The sequence below is a fragment of the Acinetobacter sp. genome, assembly GCF_036659555.1.
GTDB lineage: Bacteria > Pseudomonadota > Gammaproteobacteria > Pseudomonadales > Moraxellaceae > Acinetobacter.
This window is the reverse complement of record NZ_JAVXCI010000012.1, coordinates 1-17,147: the sequence shown is the minus strand read 5'-3', so window position 1 is coordinate 17,147 and position 17,147 is coordinate 1. Positions and strand designations below refer to the sequence as shown.

Below are 17,147 nucleotides of genomic sequence, written 5' to 3'. Positions count from 1 at the left end.
CCAATTGCTTAACTGACCGGCATTATCCTAAAGGATGGGTTTTCAGCATTGACAATCTTAGTGACCTGCAGCACGCTCTACAAAGCAATCCGGCTTCCTTATGTATGCTCTTTCTTTGCGAGCGCAGCGAACATCAGCGGCCCCATTTGATCATCAGTTAAAGCAGGACAAATCTCCATAGAAAGAAGATCGTTCCACTCCATTGCCCACTGCTGTATTAGCTCTGCATCGTTCGCCTCAAGGACTGCAAAGCCTGACCGCTGCGCCACAGCATGCCATCTTCCCAACATTTCCACACCGGCAGGCGCTTTTCCTCCAGTCTGCAGAAAGCGCTCCATTGCCGCATTGCGGTTTCCTGAACAGATACTGTACCTGACAATAAATAACATAAGCCAACTCCCTCGACTGATTAGCACGCCTGACCTGCAGCCATGCGATACCGCCATTTTGACAATTTTTTCTCTTTATCTTTATTATATTTCAGCTATGTTTTGATGATATTTTGATAAGCAAAATATTTAAATTCAGCTGTTTTGAATCAAAACAATACAGCCCCAAACTGCTCAATTCATTTAAAAAATATTAAATACAGTATCTTGCAAGTATTTGATACCAGCATCAGAAAGAATGCATATTGAAACGGACATTAAATTTTTTATAAAAATACACAGTATCCCAACGCTTCAGAGCATACCCGCATAAAAAGCTGACAGCCTTTCGGGGATTCGATTGCCATAAACAAAAAACCATCCCGAAGGATGGTTTTAAATTCTTTTCAGATCTTAGTGCCCGCCGCCGTTAATGGCCTTGGTCATGTCTTCCACGACTTTCTTGGCATCGCCGAAGATCATCATGGTTTTTTCGTTGTAGAACAAGTCATTGTCCAAGCCTGCATAGCCGGTCGCCATTGAGCGCTTGATCACCATAATGGTGCGCGCCTTATGCGCCTCAAGAATCGGCATGCCGTAAATTGGCGAGGTTGGATCATCTTTCGCCGCAGGGTTTACCACGTCGTTCGCGCCGATCACCAGCACCACATCTGTTGCAGGGAAGTCTGAGTTGATCTCATCCATTTCCAAGATGTCTTCATAGGCCACATCTGCTTCAGCCAGCAATACGTTCATGTGGCCCGGCATGCGGCCTGCAACTGGGTGAATCGCAAAGCGGACTTTTACACCCTGCTCTTTCAGAATTTCACACAATTCTTTCACCGCATTCTGCGCGCGGCCCTGCGCCATGCCGTAGCCCGGCACAATCACCACGCTGTCTGCATTTGACATCAGGAAGCCCGCATCATCTGCTGAACCGGAACGGTGGTTACGCTGCGCCTGCTCGCCTTTATCCGCAGAAGCTACGGCTGCACCGCCCATCGCGCCGCCGAACAGCACGTTGATGATTGAACGGTTCATGGCTTTACACATGATGTAAGACAGAATCGCACCTGAAGAACCGACCAGTGAACCAGCAACAATCAGCATGTTGTTTTCCAGCGTGAAACCAATACCTGCCGCAGCCCAGCCAGAGAATGAGTTCAATAGCGATACCACCACCGGCATATCACCGCCGCCGACTGGCGCAATCCACACCCAGCCGAATGCAAGTGCAAGTACAGTCATTGCCCAGAATGCATTCATGTTGCCTGTGGTGAAGAAATACACACCGCAGGACAGCATGGCAAGGAAAATAACAGCTTGAACAGGCTTCACCCATGCGCCGGAAATGGTTTTTGCCCATTTTTTAGCAGCCAGCTTGCCATAGGCAAAGACAGATGCGGTAAAGGTGATCGCGCCGACAAAACAGCCGACAAACAGTTCAAATAAATGCACGCTGCTCATATGCGCATGCTGTACGCCGGCAGCCGTCAGCGCAGCGCCATTTTCAGCAAACAGCGCCGTCAATTGGTTGTTATGCAGAATTGCAGCAATCGCAATCAATACCGCAGCCAGGCCCACCAATGAGTGCATCAATGCGACTGTTTCAGGCATCTGCGTCATCGGCACGGTGCGCGCGCGGGCAATGCCGACAACCGCACCCAGCGCCATTGCGCCGCCAATCATCCAAATCACAGGATGATCCGCCACAAAGAATGTGGTGATGACTGCAATCGCCATGGCGATCATGCCGTAGCGGTTGCCCTGAATCGCGGTTTTCGGGCCAGACAGGCCGCGCAAAGTCAAGATAAACAGGACAGCGCCAATCAGGTAGAACCAATCCGCATATTCTCGAATAAATTCCATATCTTAGCCCTCTTTTTTCTTTTGCTTTGGCTTGAACATTTCAAGCATGCGCGCTGTTACTGCGAAGCCGCCGAAAATATTGATGCTTGCTAAAAACACTGCAACCGCACCTAAGATGCTCACGATGTTAACACTTTGGAATTGCACACTAGCATCCACAATGCCCGGAATACCTACAGTTTGAATCATTGCACCAACCACGATGATTGATGACAGCGCATTGGTCACCGCCATCAGCGGGGTATGCAATGCAGGCGTTACGCCCCAAACCACGTAATAGCCCACAAAGATGGCTAAGACGAAAATCGTAATAGTTTCAACCATGATGACGCTCCTTAACCGCGCTTCAGCAGCACTTGGCCGCCGTGAGTGACCAATAGGGCTTTCTGAATTTCCTCTTCCGGGTTCAATGCGAAGTTTTTCTCTGCATCAAACAGCGTATCCAGGAAATTCAAAACGTTGCGCGCATACAGCGCCGAAGCTTCAGTCGAAACGGTCGATGGAATATTGGGAATGCCGAGGATTTTCACGCCGTTAGCCGTCATGACCGTTTCACCGCATTTCGAGCCTTCCACGTTGCCGCCGGTTTCCACCGCCATATCCAAGATGACTGAACCCGGCTTCATTTTGGCCACGGTTTCCGCTTTGATTAAGCGCGGCGCATCGCGGCCCGGCAGCAATGCTGTAGTAATCACGATATCCGCATTGGATACCGCTTTATCCACAATGATGGCCTGATCTTTGATGTACTGTTCGCCCGGCATCCAGCCGTAGCCGTTTTTGGCGGCGTCGGCAGCTTTCTGCTTTTCGTCATCCGACATCGGCACGTCCAGCCATTTTCCGCCCAGTGACTCCACCTGATCGCGCGCGGTCGGGCGCAAATCGGTGGCTTCAACCACGGCGCCAAGGCGCTTGGCGGTTGCAATCGCCTGCAGTCCGGCAACGCCCACGCCCATGATCACCACGCGGGCAGGCTTGACCGTGCCTGCAGCGGTCATCAGCATCGGGAACATGCGCTGATATTCCGCAGCCGCCAGCAGCACAGATTTATAGCCGGACAGGTTGGCCTGAGAAGACAGCACGTCCATATTCTGCGCGCGCGACAGGGTGCGCGGCAGCAGCTCCAGCGCAAATGCCGACACCTGCTGCGCAGCAAACTGGTCCAGCTCGGGATTGCGGTATGGGTCAAACATTGCGATGACTGCTGTATTCGGCGCAAGCTTTTGAATTTCCTCACCCTTCGGGGCGCGGACTTTCAAAACAATTTGACTGCCGGCATAGGCGTCATCTGTAATTTTGGCGCCAACCTGCTCATAAGCGCTATCGATGTAGGCAGCCTTAACCCCTGCTCCACCTTCAATAACCACATTATGACCAGCGCTGATCAACTTCTTTACTGTCTCAGGCGTCGCAGCGACGCGATTTTCACCGACGACAGTTTCGGTTGGAATTCCGATCTGCATGAGCGTTCCTCAAGCTAGTTTTTCTTCAGCAAGCAGCGTTGAAACGATGCTTCCCCTCAGGATGTGTTTCTCGTTGAATTTTTGGATTCTAATTGAACTGTTTTAAATTACCACCCAATATTTATTTAATAAATACCCACATTTTGAACTGATGATTCATAAAAAATATGATGAGATATTCAACTTATTCATTTTTATTTTTAATGCTATGAATATTTTTTATGCATAATCCGCCTTTTCAGCCGGATTTCAGGCTTGGAACGCCTTCTCCGCGCTGGAAAGCGCCTGCCTTGCGGGCAGCGGTTGATCTTTCTGACAGCAGGCGCCGGCGCGGCGCGCTGGCTGAATCCGGCCGGAAATGCCGCGGATTGCCACGCAATTCAGTGTATTTCAAAACCGCCAAAGCCGGCATTGGCTGCTCTGACAAAATGCATTCCCCTCATGCAGGGCTGCAGTTGACCGGAAATTTCAGGCTTTGGGTCATTTCAGCCAGTTAGATCCGGCTGCGGCATTTTGCGCCCGGCGGCATGCTTTGGCGCGCTTCATCCGCATTATTTATCTGCGGATTCAGCCGGATTTGCAGAAAAATTAATTAAAAAATATTTTTTTGAATATTTTGCACCATGATGAACCCGGCGCTGTTTGGCCTCAAATGGCTGATTCCGCATCTTTTTAGTGCAAAAAGCAGCGCGCTGATGCTGAAAACCGGCTTAGGGCGGCGCTGCGGCGCGCTTAAAAAAGCCGGGCCGGCAGGCATCCATGAAAAAAACCGGCTGAATGCGCGCTCATTCGCTCAAATAGCAGCCAATAATGCAGCATGCCTTTTTGGAATAGCCCCTATTCTTATTTTACATTTCAAGTTTTAAGCCATGCTTCCTATAATCTGGCCATCTTACTTGACGCTTCTGCAGGAATGACCCGGCCATGCAGCTCCTCCTGACCCGTACGCAAACAGGTTCGCTTTGCGCAATCTGCGCCGCTTTCCTATTCAGCACTAAGGCGATTTTCATTAAGCAGGCCTACGCGCTGTCGCCGCAGGTCGACGCCACGGTACTGATGGCGCTGCGCATGGCCAGCGCGCTGCCGTTTTTCCTACTAATCAGCTGGCTCAGCCGCAAGGACTACAGCGCAATTCGAGCCAAGGACTGGGGCCTGCTGCTGCTGTCCGGCTTAATGGGCTATTACTTGGCCAGCTGGCTGGACTTTCAGGGACTGATGCATATCAGCGCTTCGCTGGAGCGGATCATTCTGTTTCTGTATCCAACCCTGACAGTGATTGCATCCAGCTTTATCTATAGGCAGAAGCTGCGCTTGAAAAGCATGGCTGCGATTGCATTGAGTTACGGCGGCACGGTCATTGTGATGCTGCAGGAGCAAAGCAGCAGCCCGCAAGGAAGCGATTTCTGGCTGGGCGCAAGCCTGGTCTTCGCCAGCGCGGTGGCCTTTGCAGCCTATTTGCTGATGTCGCCAAGGCTGATGCTGAAATTCGGCTCCTGGCACTTTACCGGTTTAGCGCTGAGCATTGCCTGCATTGGCACCTTGGCGCATTTTGCTTTGGCCGTGCCGGCGCCGCTGCAGCTGATGCAGCAGCTGCCGCTGAGCGTTTTCGCTTACGGCGCAGCGCTGGGGCTTTTTGTCACGGTGCTGCCGACCATTCTGCTGATGCAGGGCATCGCCCGCTTAGGCGCGGCCCAGTCGGCGATGATTGCCTCGGTTGGCCCAGTCCTAACCATTCTGCTGGCCGTGGTTTTTTTAGATGAGCATTTGAACGGCTGGCAGTGGTTCGGCTGCCTATTAAACATCATGGGCGTGCTGATGATCAGCTTATCCAAAAACAAACTGGCCCGCCCGGATTAAAGCCCCTGCCGCATGCAGGCGCAGGAAACTTTAATCCTGATCATCATCCGGCAGCCTGAACGGCACATCCTTTAAGTTCATCAGCACCTCCTGAAAATGCGCGCCGGCCGACTCAAGCCCCAGCTGATCTTCAGGGTTGCGCAGCGGGCACTGCTGCAATGACAGGCAGCCGCAGCCGATACATTGATCCAGCTGCTGGCGCAATTGCAGCAAATGAATAATCTGCTGATCCAGCTGCTGCTGCCAGCGCTGCGACATCCTGCGCCAGTCCGGCTTGGCCGCGGCTTTCTGTTCCGGCAGGGCAGCAAAGGCCTCATTCACCTGCTGCAGGCTGATGCCGACCTGCTGCGCTATTTTAATGATGGCGATGCGGCGCAGCATGGCGCGCGGGTAGCGGCGCTGATTGCCGGAAGTGCGGGTGCTCCAGATCAGCTGCTTTTCCTCATAAAACCTGAGCGCAGCTACGCTGACCCCGCTGCGGGAGGCTAAATCGCCAATGCTAAGCCAAGAATTTATTTTTTCCTGCATTTTGCTGTTGACCTCAAGTTAACTTGAGCTTTGATACTAGCAGAAATTCCACACCTGCTCAGGATAAACCATGCCGCACCATAAGGCCTCTGCGCCGCCCCCCTGCATACAGCTATTCAGCCCGAATACCCTGTATAATCCGGAACCGTACGCCTACAGCCATATCGCTGTTGCCCGCAATTTCCGCAGAATCGTGCATATTGCAGGCCAAGGCGGTGAAAATCAGCAGGGCCTGCTGTGCAATGATTTCGCGCTGCAGCTGCAGCAGGCCTTTGCCAATCTGCAGCTGGCGATGCAGGCTGCGGACGCCGCGCTGCCGGATATTGCCACACTGCGGATTCTAATTGCCGGACACAGCCCGGAAAAGCATCAAATGCTGATTCAGCACATGCAGGATTTATGGAAAAATAGCGCTTTTCCGGCATGCACGCTGATTCCTGTGCCCTGCCTTGCTTTAGCCGGCATGCAGATTGAAATTGAAGCAGCGGCTTATTGCGCTTAACCCCTCAGCAAGGATCAATATGAATTCCCCGACCGATATCAGCTCAGATAAAACTTTGCTTTGGCTGATGGCGATTGCTTGCGGCCTGTGCGCCGGCGCCAACTATTACTGCCAGCCGCTGATCAGCTCGATTCAGCAGTCTTTTGGCGCGCCGCAATCGCAAGTTGCGCTGACGGTGACTTTTGCGCAGGTATCTTATGCGCTGGGCCTGCTGTTTATTGTGCCGCTGGGCGATATTGTCAATAAAACCAAGTTTATTCCCCTGCTGATGCTGGGCGCAGCTGCCGGCTTAGGCATCTGCGCATTGTCAGTCAACCTGCCGATGCTGTGGATCGGCACCATCATTGCCGGCCTGTTTTCAGTGGCGGCGCAAGTGCTGATTCCCTTAGTGACCTTGGCCGTGCGCCCGGAAAAAATCGGCCAGGTAGTCGGCTTCCTGATGAGCGGCCTGCTGGTCGGCATCCTGCTGTCCACCAGCCTGTCCGGACTGTTTTCCAATTTAATCCACTGGAAGGTGATTTATATCGTCAGCGCTGCATTAATGCTTGCGCTTGCAGGCATCTTAATGCGCCGCCTGCCCGCCGTCAGCACCAGCCGCATGAGCTACGGCAGCATCTTTAAATCCATGGCGCAGCTGCTGCGGCAGGAACGCCGGCTGGTGTACCGCGCGCTGATTGGCGGATGCGTATTCGCCGCCATGAGCATTCTGTTTTCAACCATTGCCATGCTGCTGACTGCGCCGCCGTTTTCTTTGGCGGATGTCTGGGTTGGCGTGCTGACTTTAGCCGGAGTCTTTGGCGCGCTGTCCACGCAGTGGATTGGCAAATGGGCAGACCGCGGCTATAACGCCAGGCTGACTTGGGCCGGCTGCCTGATTTTGGCCGCCAGCTGGCTGCTGCTGTATATCGGCGGGCACTCGCTGCTCAGCTACACGCTGGGCTACGGCGCCATCAGCCTAGGCTTAGCCATTGTGCACAGCTGCAACCAGAATATTATTTTCCAGCTCAACCCAGCTGCCCGCTCGCGCATCAACTCGATTTACATGACCATGTATTTTATCGGCGGCGCCTGCGGTTCGGCGCTGGGCGTGTATGCATGGCATCACGGTGGCTGGACGGCAGCCTGCCTCAGCGGTTTAGCGCTGGTGATTGCAGCGGCGTTTTTCACCCTGCTGGATCAGCGCTATCATTTAAGGCAGGCGCAGCATTAACATTCCTTAATCGGTCACCTGCATTCCGAAACGTCTGCCCAGCCGTTCAGCTGACCTGCACCACAGGATAAAACGGCTTGCCCAAGTCCAGAGTCTGCGCGTTTTCCAGCAGCACCAGAATAAATACCGGCAGCAGCGCGCTTAAAATCCGGCAGCCGTCCTGCAGCTGCTTGCGGTTCACTGAGCTGCTGTAGGTTGCGCCGCCATGCACCAGCTGATTGCGCAGCGTATACAGCCGGCTGAACAGCACCAGCAGGATATCGGCGGATTCCTTATTTTTCAGCGCCAGATGCACTTTGCGTTTTTCCTGCTCCAGGCCTTCCTTGCAGGCTGCGGCGCTGATTTTCTGATTCTGGTAGTCCCAGAAGCCCTGATAAACATACTGATTATCCAGCAGCACCCGCACCGGCTGGCTGAACTTTTCCCATAAAATGCCGTAGATTTTGCCGTCCGCGTCTTTCCGGCAAATCATGTGCAGAAACTGGCGCAGGCTTTGCTTGTCCTGAGAAACCGTCAAATCCTGCGCATAAATGGCATTGAATGCAACCCACAGGCTGATGAACTGCAGATCCAGATCCGCATCAAGATCGCCGGCTTTTCTCAGCCAGCTTAAGCCGCGGTGAATGCGCAAATTGAATGCATCTGTATTTTCGGCTTTCTTGCTTTTGAATATTTCCTCGAGCAGCATCGCTTACCCTCATTTACTTATTTTTCTTCTTCTGCAGCTTAACCAATTTATGCGCAATGCTCAATCTAAAACACTGCACTGAGCCGGGCAAAAAGCGCAGAAGAATTTAATTTACTGAATTATTTCAATGGTTTGAACAGCACTGTGCTGCAGGCCGCCGGCTGCCTTGCGCTGCAAGAAATGAGCCAACACGCTCAAACTGAGAAAATTTCACCAAATAGTGAAATTAATTAGCTTGCCTCATTATAAAAATTATTCAATCATTACCCCGCCAAATGCATCAATCTAATTTAAGCAATTCCAGGCAATCCTATGCCGCTTCAAACTCATATTTCAGGCTGCCTGCGCAGTAGCCCGAAACGCGAACTTAAATTTGCGGAAGAAAGCTGCTGGAAAGGTGAAAGCGCGCAGGCTGAATTTCTGGCCAAAGCTCAGGCGGTTGAAGCCGCATAATAATCAATAAAAAACCCCTAGAAGAAAAATTTGCGCACAGCCCCAGCAATGGGGCTGTTTTTTATGCTGAAACGATAAAAAAATGCTTAAATTGAAATCTTTACTGAATGATCCATAGCGATACCGCAATGACCGCAGCCTTGACGCTCACCGCTTTGCTCTGCCTGTTTGGCTTGCCTTTATATGGCCGTTTCTATATTTCAGCTAAAATTCAGCATCCTGAAACAGCCAAAACTCTGCCCTATCTGTACCTGCCCCCCAGCTTTATGCTTTTTAGCTTAATCCTGCATTGGGAACAGCCAAAGCCGCTGATGCCTTTCTCCGCCTGCGGCGCAGTACAGCGCTATACCGTGCAAAAAAACCGCCATTCCAAAAGCTTTGAACGCATCGCCGTGCAGCTGGACAGCTCACGCTATGTCCGGCATTTCAGCTTTGAAGCCAGCCTGCCGCGCTTCAGCGCGCAGCAGAGAATCTGCTTTGACTATTATGACCGCCAGCGCAATCCGCAATTGGCTGAATCTAAAATCATTAAAATCACCCATTGAACATGGAAGCCTGGGCTTAAAAAGGATGGCTTAATGCCGATCACTTTAAGTGTTTTGCCATAAACGCCTGAACTTTCCAGCCCTTCACGGCGGAATCTTGCCTTTTAAAATCAAAACGCTGGAGCCGGCGCATTATTGCTTCAGCGCAGCAAAAGCCAATTTCAACAATAAATAAAAATAAGCAATTGATAAAATTCAACAATATAAATATTATCAGCCCGATAAAACATGAGAAACCTGAATGAAAATTTTAAATAGCCTGCTGTTCGCATCACTTTCTGTCATAAGCTCTTTTGCCGCAGCTCAAAACTTTGCAGATGGCGCCAAAATGGTGAGATATGAATCACAGCAGGATGGCTCCAAGTCTAATGTTGAATATTCATATTTTTATCATGACATGGAAGGGGAAATCCTGCAGATCAAGCTACTGGGGCCAAACCGGCCCAATCAGCTTACAGGCAAGGTATTCACAGCGGTTCCGCACAGCCCGATGGCTGAAGATAATGCCGCTGAATTCAGGCAAATGCTGAAAAAACTGGGGATCAGCAAAGTCGGTCTGGATTCCGGCTGCCACTTTAAAGGCAAAGCGCAGCTGGAAATTATTGAGTTGGAAGAATGGGCAAACCATTACGATGCTGACGGCAATACGGCAAAAATCGCGCTGGATAATATCGCAATTGAAAAAGCCCCAATCTATAAGTGCGATGGTCAAGGCGGCCTGAACCAGTAATATGCAGGGGCTGCTGATGTATAAAAGCAGCCCAAATGCATTTCCCATCAAGCCGCTGCCTTTAAAGCTGCGGCGCCTTAAACCAGTTTTTCCATGAGCTGGTGCTGCGGGTTTCAATCGCCACCGTGGGAATCAGTTCGGCTTTTAGAATTTCAGTTTGCGCCACGCTTTTGGCTAAGCGCGCCTTGACCGAATGAATGCATTCACGGTCGCCGAATTCGCAGCGGTCCAGGCTTGAACCGCCGCAGGGGCCATTGGCCAAGCCTTTGGGGCAGGTTTCAGGGCAGATATACAAAGTTTCGCCAATCCGGCACTGTCCGCAGCTTTCGCAGCCCAGCGCGCCATGCTTGCTGATGAATTCAGTTTTCAGCAAGGCTTCTTCGGCCTGCGGCTTATTCCACAGCGGCGCATTGAAAATCAATCCGCCAATGCCTTTGGCCGCTCTGGAACTGAAAAACAGTTCATGCATGGCATGCAGGTTTTTATATTTCAGCACCTGCGAAACCGGCGCGCGCCTGGAAAATACCGCCACCTCCGGCCGCAGCTCCTGCCCTGTGCGCAGCTGCCATAAGGCATGCCAGCGCTGCAGGCATTCTTCCAGGCTCAGCGCCTGCAGCTGCTGCAGCGCATCTTCCAGCTTGCGCTGTTCCGACGCTTTATGGCAGGCCGACACATGCACGCCGGCAAAGCCCCAATGCCGGCAAATCAGGATCTGCAGGGCGCAACGCAGGTAAACATTGCGCTCTGCCTGAGCCGCATCGGCCTGCTGCTCCCGCTCCAGCAGCTGCAGCGCATGCGGAGTCAGCACAATGCCGGCGACTTTCCGCCGGTGCATAAACTGCGCGCGCGCCAAGGTTAAAGGCATGACGCAGGCTAAAATCGGCTGATGATAATGCTCCTGAGCTAAAAAATCCTTCGCCTGCTTCAGCGCCTCCAGATCAAAACCCAGCTGCGTAATAATATAGTCTGCGCCGGCTTTCAGCTTTTTCTGCAGCTTGAAATACTGCGCATCGCGTTCCGCTTCGGCATATTTAAAGGGATTGAAAGCCACGCCAATGTTGAAATCAGGATCACGGCGCGCGGCCATCACCATATTGACCGACTCCAGATAACGGCTGCGCAGCTCCGGCTGCAAGCGGCCGTCATTATGCTGCTTAAGCTTATCGCCGCTCAGCAGCAACAGGCTGCACAGGCCCCGCGCTTTCGCCTGCCCTAGAAATTTTTCAAAATCCGCAATATCCCGGCCTTTGCCGGAGTAATGCAGCACCTGATCGGCAGCTTCAGGATAAGCCGCAGCTGCCTCTAAAGGCGCAGGGTCATCGTCTGCCTGCACGCGGTCGGCCAGCGTCATGAACGCCGGGCAGCCTGCAAATGACGCGCGCGCCGGCGCGGCATGTTTGGCGGCGGGCAAATATTCCAGCAGTACGCAGAACTTGCGCGCCTGCAGGCAATCAGAAAATCGGGACATAAAATTCAGGAGACGCAGATGCAGCGAAATAAAGGCGGACAGGATTATAAAAGATTCACGGCAAAAGGAAAATGTTCTGCCGGAAATTCATTAAGCCTTGCAGATAATGCGCTTTAAGCAAAAAAGTCGGCAGCAGATCGGCTTAAAATCATAGCTTTTGACCATTTCCTGTTTTGACGCAGAAATGCGGAAACCTCCTGCAGCGCAGCATAAAGCGCTGCACGTACCCAATAAAAATGATTCGGGCAAGCGGGTGCATGCGCGCCTGCACCTTTAGGATGCGGCCCTGAACGCAGGCCGCGGGCAAGAAATCTGAATGGCATTTGGCGGTTTTATGATAGTATGGCCTCCGATTTTGCAGCGGCGCATCTCCTCCGGGTCAAATTCCTTGCCCTGTGCCGGGCAATCTGCATTTCTGTCCAGCTCCACAGTTAATCAAGGCGTGATTTTTTAATGACTGATCTCAATACCATTGAAAATAAACTTCAACCGCGTATCAGCGTTGCGCCGATGATGGATTGGACCCTTAAAATAAAATAATAATTTAATATCAATAACTTAAGTTCTATAAAATAATTTATGGTGTAAATTTGGCGTAATTTTATATAATTTAAAATAAAAATTATATAAAATGTTCAATTATTCTTAATTAATAATAAGATGATAAAGTAAAGTCCCATAATACCTTTACTTTATCATTTAAGAAATCTTACGCTTCAACAGAAATTAAAGTTGATGCTTGCTGCTCGACAGCAACAAGGCTCTGTATACCATTATAAATATCAATATCAGAATCACTTTCCACACTTATTATTAAACTATATCTTACTTTATAGTCTTCTCGTACAAACTTAGTGTTCTTCCACCACCCGTAAATAGGAAACACTACTATAGTATCCATTGAAACAAGATCTGCAATAGCTCCTTCCCAAGAGTCAGAATGAATTGAACCTAAACGTCGAAGATCATCTTTAAATGACCACCCATCATAAGAGTTCTGAGAACCTGTATAATTTTCATCAACCGCTAGACTATTGATAGTTGCTAAAAAGTTTTCTTCGCTTTGTGCAGGACTTTTTACATTAAATCCTAAACCAAATGATCTATATGCATACTTAGTAGCGTATTTATTACTTGTTGGATTAGGCTCAATGAAATACGAAAGAGTAACTTTCAAACGCCCTAATGAATTTGGATTTTCTACTGCAGCCCTCAAAATCAACTCTTTTGGCAAAGGCACTTTATGGTGATGTAACTCATCAAATCTGATTTCCCCATCTTCGTCAATTTTAAGTATATTTATCTCACGCTCAATAATTATGGTTGCTGAATTATTTTGGCTATTCAAAGCTTTCTGTAAATGTGGAACACCATAACCAAATGTCCGTAAAGCTACCATAACATTTGTCCTAGCAGCATAGTCTCTCATTTTATCATTCCATTCTGCTGAATGAATCAATAAACCTCTGAGTGTTTCGGGCCAGTAATCTGAATATTTTTGAGTTATCTCTGCTAAGAATTTACTTGCTAACGCAGTTGCAGCACTAGTATCTTTATGAACAGTCAAATCATTTCTTACTCCAGAAGTTGTTAATAACAAAAGCTCCTCTGGATAATCATAATCTGTTCCACAAGGTGAGATAGCATAATTTCCACCCTCGAATACTACTTCTGGTTTAATAGGACTATTTTTTCCCCATATCCATCTTACCGAACTTGAAGTTGCTGGGCTCACCTCTCCAATATCACTAAATACTCTCCATCCAGCATAAGTAGTATTTTTTAGACTATAAAGTTCAGTGTAAGCCCCAACTGTAATGGCATTCCATGCTTGAGCTGGATCTTGTATTTTACTAAGATTTGCATTATCCCACGCGTCTAAACTTGATGAAATTTCAGGATTATTTCCAGCAGAAATCACAAATAATCTTTTAGATTCTTCATAAGCAAAATTATCAATTGAAGCAGACCATGAAGACGGTTTTCCCTCCGTAGGTTCTGCTGTGACGGCTAGACTATAGATTCTTTTAGCATTTGGCTGCCTAATCTCTAAATCCAAACAAACACTCTTAGTCACATATCCATATAGTAACGGATCATTATTACCATATTCTGGCAATATTCGCCCTGATTCCAGAGAATAGTTTACACATAAAGGATCAGTACTTTCTAAACAGCCCACCAAATTTCCATATATAGCTAGACCAGCCTGTAATGAACCATGATGATGGTGATTCCCTAAAATAGAATACAGTGGCCAAGTGCCTACAATATCATCGCCATAAGAAGAACTACTATTTTGTGAGATAAATGGACTTAGCAATTTATGATTAAAATTAATTCCAGTATCAAGTATGGTGATTCGAATATCATAAGAGTTTGAACTTGATACCCTTGATTCTAAATCATCGATCCAATCATTATGCTCAGTAGTTTCTAAATCTAAAAAATCATTTGCAGTGGTCGTCGGATACTTCATTTCTAATAAACTTGAAATTAGAAATAGTGATTTTTCTAAACTTTGAACTGATGCTTTTACTAAAATAATACTGGTATTTGGCAAATCAATTTTCTGCCCCTTAAACTCTGCATTTGTTGCACGACAGAACCTACCTATTATTTCATCATCAATTCGATCATTCTGAAGCCATAATTCAAACCAAATAGGTTCAACAATATTTTCTGGGAAATCTCTTTTATCTGTCCAAAATGATTTTAAAGTTGCTAAACGTATATGATCAATTGAATTTATTAGAATATAGTTTTTAGGCCTATCAGCATCCGCTGTTTCAATATACTTTTCTATTTTTTTTATAAATTTTTGTCTTTGATCCATTGGAATAAAGACTGTAGCCATTAAATTATTATCACTTTCAGATTCACGAATATTTCTGAAGTGAATTTGGGTATTATCTAAAGATTCAATTGGAAATGGTGAATTTTTATCACCATAAATTTCTAAATAGACTCCATCATCTTGATTTAACAAAGGGCTTATTGTTGAAACACTTCGTACCTCACTAAAACGTTGAAAAGCAGAACTTATACTTTCTAGAAGAAACACGCCATGGGTTGTATGGTTCCGACTACGCAACTGTCTACTACTACCTCCTCCTACTTTTGTCTTATATGCCTGATTTGTAGTAAAGTATTTTAGGTAAATATGCTCTAAACTCATTAATTATTCCATTTTGTTTTCTTTCCGACGCCTTAATGAATTACAAATATATTCAGTAGTAATGATCCCCTGATTATTAAAAATTGCATCTTTAGCGCCATCATCGAATGCTTTCTCTATGTCCCCTAAACTTAAATTCGAAGTAAAACCCACTACTGTTTTCCAATCAAGTTTAGTATCAGGAAATATTGAGATTCTATTTTCTAAATAACTTTTCACTTCATCAAAAGTTGGTAATTCGAAGGATATTATATCATCAAACCGCCTATTTAACGCACTATCTAAAAGTTGAGGATGATTTGTTGCTGCCACAACTATACTTTCAGATTGAAGTTGCTCTAACAAGATTAAAAAAGAGTTTAATATTCTACGACTCTCACCTACATCATTTTTTGCTGTTCTATTAGAACCAATCGCATCGAACTCATCAAAAAGATAAACACCATGATTATGATTTATGAAATTAAAGATAGTTTTGAGGTGTGTCGCTGTATCACCCATATATTTTGAAATGACAGATTCTAATACAATTTTATATAGTGGTAATCTTAACTCAGATGCTAAAACGGATGCTGATAGTGTTTTCCCTGTACCTGGTGGTCCAACAAATAACAATTTTTTTCTAGGAGAAAGCTCATATTTTTTTAAATTATCTTTTTGTCTATGCTCTTTTATAATCAAATTCAATCTAGTCTTAGTTTGGTTATTTAAAAAGAGTTCACTCATACGATGATGAGGTAAATATAATTCAATAAGCCCTTGCAAGTCCTTATCAGTAGATAAGCCCTGCTCATAGCGATTTGTATGTACTTTTTTCTTAAATTGATATTTTTTTACTTTATCTGATAAATCCTGAGCTATTTTATTATGCCCTGCTCTTGCTTCTTTTGCTGCCATTTGCAGAACTGTAGTATAAAAACGATGATCATCACCCTCTGCATGACTTTCGACTAATGCAAGCACTTGCGAAGCTGAGATAGCCATGCTTAATTCCTCCATGTGATATTGACAAAATTTAGATAATTATTTATCCACGTAGTATTCTACTATTTTTCTTATTTTTAAAGAACACACTTTACTTAAACCACTGTTAGTTAAATGAATTTAAAAAAGCAATACCAAATCCAAAAAAAGAGTTCAATAATTATACATACAACACATTTAGATTCATACAAATTTAATATTTTTCATAATCTGATATAACTCAAACCAATAAGCTACTGAGTGCTAAACTAAGCATAACCTTAATAGATTCGAAAGTTAGATCGACACCTTTTTCTTTAGAAATTTCTTTAATCCGGTTCCAAACATTCTGATCTCTAAGCGTATCTAATAATTCATGCCCATCCCAAGTAAGCTTTAAATTATATAAACCTAATCCACCATCAAGATATGGTACCCGTTCTCCAGTAAAGAAACCTTTAGCGAGTAATAAGTCCGCCATTTCCAATTTTATTTTTTCTTGTGGATCATCAAGTTCATGAGTATCGAGATCAAAACTATCTGAATAAGTTAATGCCTCTATATCTATTAACAAATTACGAATTACATCCCAATCTCTTTTCATTGTATTTAACTCACGGTGATTTATTACTCAACACTATCACTAAACTCATCAATAATGTCTTCGTAATTAAGATTTAGCGACATTTGATGTCGCTTTAATCCTAGTTATAACTTTATTCAAATATTTAGCTATTTTTAATTCACAGCCCTCACACTCCCCTGCAAATCTTGCTGAATATCCTGTACAAAGCCCTCCCCCCGATGGAACTTAGGCTTTGCTTTGCCTTTGGGCTCAGCTTGTACTTGTTCAGACTCAACAAGCTCATCCGCATAAAACTCCTCCACCACATCCAACCCCTCATCTGCATTCACCTCAAACTGTGCATTATCATAACCCTGCCTTGCCATCTGATCTAAAGCATCCTGATTAAAGCCTGCGTCTTTACTTTGCTGATCAATCTCCTTCGCTGAAATAATTGCGTTCTGCAGGCTAATGCCGTCACGCAGCGTCAAGTCTACGTAATACACCGGAGTCCGATAGCTTTGTGTTGTGGACTTTCCTCTTAAGATCAATTGCAGCGGCAGGCATGACAGCAGCCCATCCGACGCCGCATGGTAATAGCTGAGCCGCGCAGCCAGAGTGCGGATGCTGTTGAATCCCGCCGTTCTGAAAATAAAAGCGCCCAGCTCATCCGACTCATCCAGATTCACATACAGCCGGCCATAGGGCCTGCACAGCCCGCCTTGCGCCAGCGGGCATAAATCAGGGGATGGGCATGGAT

General features: G+C 47.0%; 18 protein-coding genes. 6 read left to right on the top strand and 12 right to left on the bottom strand.

The genetic code is table 11. From position 1 onward, the window contains the following. Positions 1–98: 98 nt before the first annotated feature. The 5 genes from RSA72_RS03035 to RSA72_RS03015 form a co-directional block, all read right to left on the bottom strand. Entirely contained in the window at positions 99–389 is a 291-nt protein-coding gene (locus RSA72_RS03035; protein WP_332624589.1) for a DUF3303 domain-containing protein, read from the bottom strand. 393 nt (positions 390–782) lie between these two features. Continuing rightward, the gene (locus RSA72_RS03030) at positions 783–2,237 is read right to left on the bottom strand and encodes an NAD(P)(+) transhydrogenase (Re/Si-specific) subunit beta (RefSeq protein WP_332632739.1); all 1,455 of its coding nucleotides are present in this window, start codon (positions 2,235–2,237) and stop codon (positions 783–785) included. Between the two features lie 3 nt (positions 2,238–2,240). Next, positions 2,241–2,561, bottom strand: coding sequence for a proton-translocating transhydrogenase family protein (locus RSA72_RS03025; protein ID WP_332632737.1), 321 nt, complete (start codon positions 2,559–2,561; stop codon positions 2,241–2,243). Between the two features lie 11 nt (positions 2,562–2,572). Continuing rightward, positions 2,573–3,700: a Re/Si-specific NAD(P)(+) transhydrogenase subunit alpha gene (locus RSA72_RS03020; protein ID WP_332623378.1), complete on the bottom strand. Its 1,128-nt coding sequence runs from the start codon at positions 3,698–3,700 to the stop codon at positions 2,573–2,575. A gap of 238 nt (positions 3,701–3,938) precedes the next feature. Next, positions 3,939–4,127, bottom strand: coding sequence for a hypothetical protein (locus RSA72_RS03015; protein ID WP_332623379.1), 189 nt, complete (start codon positions 4,125–4,127; stop codon positions 3,939–3,941). Between the two features lie 497 nt (positions 4,128–4,624). Between RSA72_RS03015 and RSA72_RS03010 the strand changes: the two genes are divergently transcribed. Further along, positions 4,625–5,557 carry a DMT family transporter gene (locus tag RSA72_RS03010; RefSeq protein ID WP_332623381.1) on the top strand — a complete coding sequence of 311 codons (933 nt, stop codon included), beginning with the start codon at positions 4,625–4,627 and terminating at the stop codon, positions 5,555–5,557. Between the two features lie 30 nt (positions 5,558–5,587). Here the strand turns inward: RSA72_RS03010 and soxR are convergent, their stop codons facing one another. Beyond that, positions 5,588–6,085: a redox-sensitive transcriptional activator SoxR gene (gene soxR / locus RSA72_RS03005; protein ID WP_332623382.1), complete on the bottom strand. Its 498-nt coding sequence runs from the start codon at positions 6,083–6,085 to the stop codon at positions 5,588–5,590. A gap of 70 nt (positions 6,086–6,155) precedes the next feature. Here soxR and RSA72_RS03000 point away from each other — a divergent pair, with 70 nt between their 5' ends. Both RSA72_RS03000 and RSA72_RS02995 read left to right on the top strand, forming a co-directional pair. Further along, a complete protein-coding gene (locus RSA72_RS03000; RefSeq protein WP_332623383.1) occupies positions 6,156–6,587 on the top strand; it encodes a RidA family protein in 432 nt (143 codons plus the stop codon). Positions 6,588–6,606: 19 nt separating this feature from the next. Continuing rightward, positions 6,607–7,797, top strand: coding sequence for an MFS transporter (locus tag RSA72_RS02995; protein WP_332623385.1), 1,191 nt, complete (start codon positions 6,607–6,609; stop codon positions 7,795–7,797). Between the two features lie 46 nt (positions 7,798–7,843). On the opposite strand, the gene RSA72_RS02990 is transcribed toward RSA72_RS02995, so the two are convergent. Continuing rightward, positions 7,844–8,485, bottom strand: a complete 642-nt coding sequence (locus RSA72_RS02990) for a hypothetical protein (RefSeq protein ID WP_332623386.1) — start codon at positions 8,483–8,485, stop codon at positions 7,844–7,846. A gap of 312 nt (positions 8,486–8,797) precedes the next feature. Here RSA72_RS02990 and RSA72_RS02985 point away from each other — a divergent pair, with 312 nt between their 5' ends. From RSA72_RS02985 to RSA72_RS02975, 3 genes are all read left to right on the top strand, one after another. Further along, positions 8,798–8,938: a hypothetical protein gene (locus RSA72_RS02985; protein ID WP_332623387.1), complete on the top strand. Its 141-nt coding sequence runs from the start codon at positions 8,798–8,800 to the stop codon at positions 8,936–8,938. Positions 8,939–9,045: 107 nt separating this feature from the next. Then, positions 9,046–9,483: a hypothetical protein gene (locus RSA72_RS02980; protein WP_332623389.1), complete on the top strand. Its 438-nt coding sequence runs from the start codon at positions 9,046–9,048 to the stop codon at positions 9,481–9,483. A 328-nt stretch (positions 9,484–9,811) separates the two neighbouring features. Next, positions 9,812–10,213 (top strand): hypothetical protein, encoded by a 402-nt coding sequence (locus tag RSA72_RS02975; RefSeq protein WP_332623390.1) that lies wholly within the window; start codon positions 9,812–9,814, stop codon positions 10,211–10,213. A gap of 61 nt (positions 10,214–10,274) precedes the next feature. Here the strand turns inward: RSA72_RS02975 and RSA72_RS02970 are convergent, their stop codons facing one another. The 5 genes from RSA72_RS02970 to RSA72_RS02950 form a co-directional block, all read right to left on the bottom strand. Further along, positions 10,275–11,681, bottom strand: a complete 1,407-nt coding sequence (locus RSA72_RS02970) for a methylenetetrahydrofolate reductase C-terminal domain-containing protein (protein WP_332632735.1) — start codon at positions 11,679–11,681, stop codon at positions 10,275–10,277. 709 nt (positions 11,682–12,390) lie between these two features. Next, entirely contained in the window at positions 12,391–14,859 is a 2,469-nt protein-coding gene (locus RSA72_RS02965) for a S8 family peptidase (protein WP_332632733.1), read from the bottom strand. 3 nt (positions 14,860–14,862) lie between these two features. Beyond that, positions 14,863–15,843 carry an AAA family ATPase gene (locus RSA72_RS02960; RefSeq protein ID WP_151504817.1) on the bottom strand — a complete coding sequence of 327 codons (981 nt, stop codon included), beginning with the start codon at positions 15,841–15,843 and terminating at the stop codon, positions 14,863–14,865. A gap of 220 nt (positions 15,844–16,063) precedes the next feature. After that, the gene (locus RSA72_RS02955; protein WP_332632728.1) at positions 16,064–16,426 is read right to left on the bottom strand and encodes a DUF2513 domain-containing protein; all 363 of its coding nucleotides are present in this window, start codon (positions 16,424–16,426) and stop codon (positions 16,064–16,066) included. A gap of 134 nt (positions 16,427–16,560) precedes the next feature. After that, the coding region (locus RSA72_RS02950; protein WP_443098346.1) for a recombination directionality factor at positions 16,561–17,147 on the bottom strand (587 nt) is incomplete at its 5' end.

Coding starts and splice junctions, on each gene's coding strand:
- RSA72_RS02965 (WP_332632733.1), bottom strand. CDS start 14,859: ATGAGTTTAGAGCATATTTACCTAAAATACTTTACTACAAATCAGGCA.
- RSA72_RS02990 (WP_332623386.1), bottom strand. CDS start 8,485: ATGCTGCTCGAGGAAATATTCAAAAGCAAGAAAGCCGAAAATACAGAT.
- RSA72_RS02960 (WP_151504817.1), bottom strand. CDS start 15,843: ATGGCTATCTCAGCTTCGCAAGTGCTTGCATTAGTCGAAAGTCATGCA.
- RSA72_RS02970 (WP_332632735.1), bottom strand. CDS start 11,681: ATGTCCCGATTTTCTGATTGCCTGCAGGCGCGCAAGTTCTGCGTACTG.
- RSA72_RS03000 (WP_332623383.1), top strand. CDS start 6,156: ATGCCGCACCATAAGGCCTCTGCGCCGCCCCCCTGCATACAGCTATTC.
- RSA72_RS02955 (WP_332632728.1), bottom strand. CDS start 16,426: ATGAAAAGAGATTGGGATGTAATTCGTAATTTGTTAATAGATATAGAG.
- RSA72_RS02995 (WP_332623385.1), top strand. CDS start 6,607: ATGAATTCCCCGACCGATATCAGCTCAGATAAAACTTTGCTTTGGCTG.
- RSA72_RS03030 (WP_332632739.1), bottom strand. CDS start 2,237: ATGGAATTTATTCGAGAATATGCGGATTGGTTCTACCTGATTGGCGCT.
- RSA72_RS03020 (WP_332623378.1), bottom strand. CDS start 3,700: ATGCAGATCGGAATTCCAACCGAAACTGTCGTCGGTGAAAATCGCGTC.
- RSA72_RS02975 (WP_332623390.1), top strand. CDS start 9,812: ATGGTGAGATATGAATCACAGCAGGATGGCTCCAAGTCTAATGTTGAA.
- RSA72_RS03035 (WP_332624589.1), bottom strand. CDS start 389: ATGTTATTTATTGTCAGGTACAGTATCTGTTCAGGAAACCGCAATGCG.
- RSA72_RS03025 (WP_332632737.1), bottom strand. CDS start 2,561: ATGGTTGAAACTATTACGATTTTCGTCTTAGCCATCTTTGTGGGCTAT.
- RSA72_RS02985 (WP_332623387.1), top strand. CDS start 8,798: ATGCCGCTTCAAACTCATATTTCAGGCTGCCTGCGCAGTAGCCCGAAA.
- soxR (WP_332623382.1), bottom strand. CDS start 6,085: ATGCAGGAAAAAATAAATTCTTGGCTTAGCATTGGCGATTTAGCCTCC.
- RSA72_RS02980 (WP_332623389.1), top strand. CDS start 9,046: ATGATCCATAGCGATACCGCAATGACCGCAGCCTTGACGCTCACCGCT.
- RSA72_RS03010 (WP_332623381.1), top strand. CDS start 4,625: ATGCAGCTCCTCCTGACCCGTACGCAAACAGGTTCGCTTTGCGCAATC.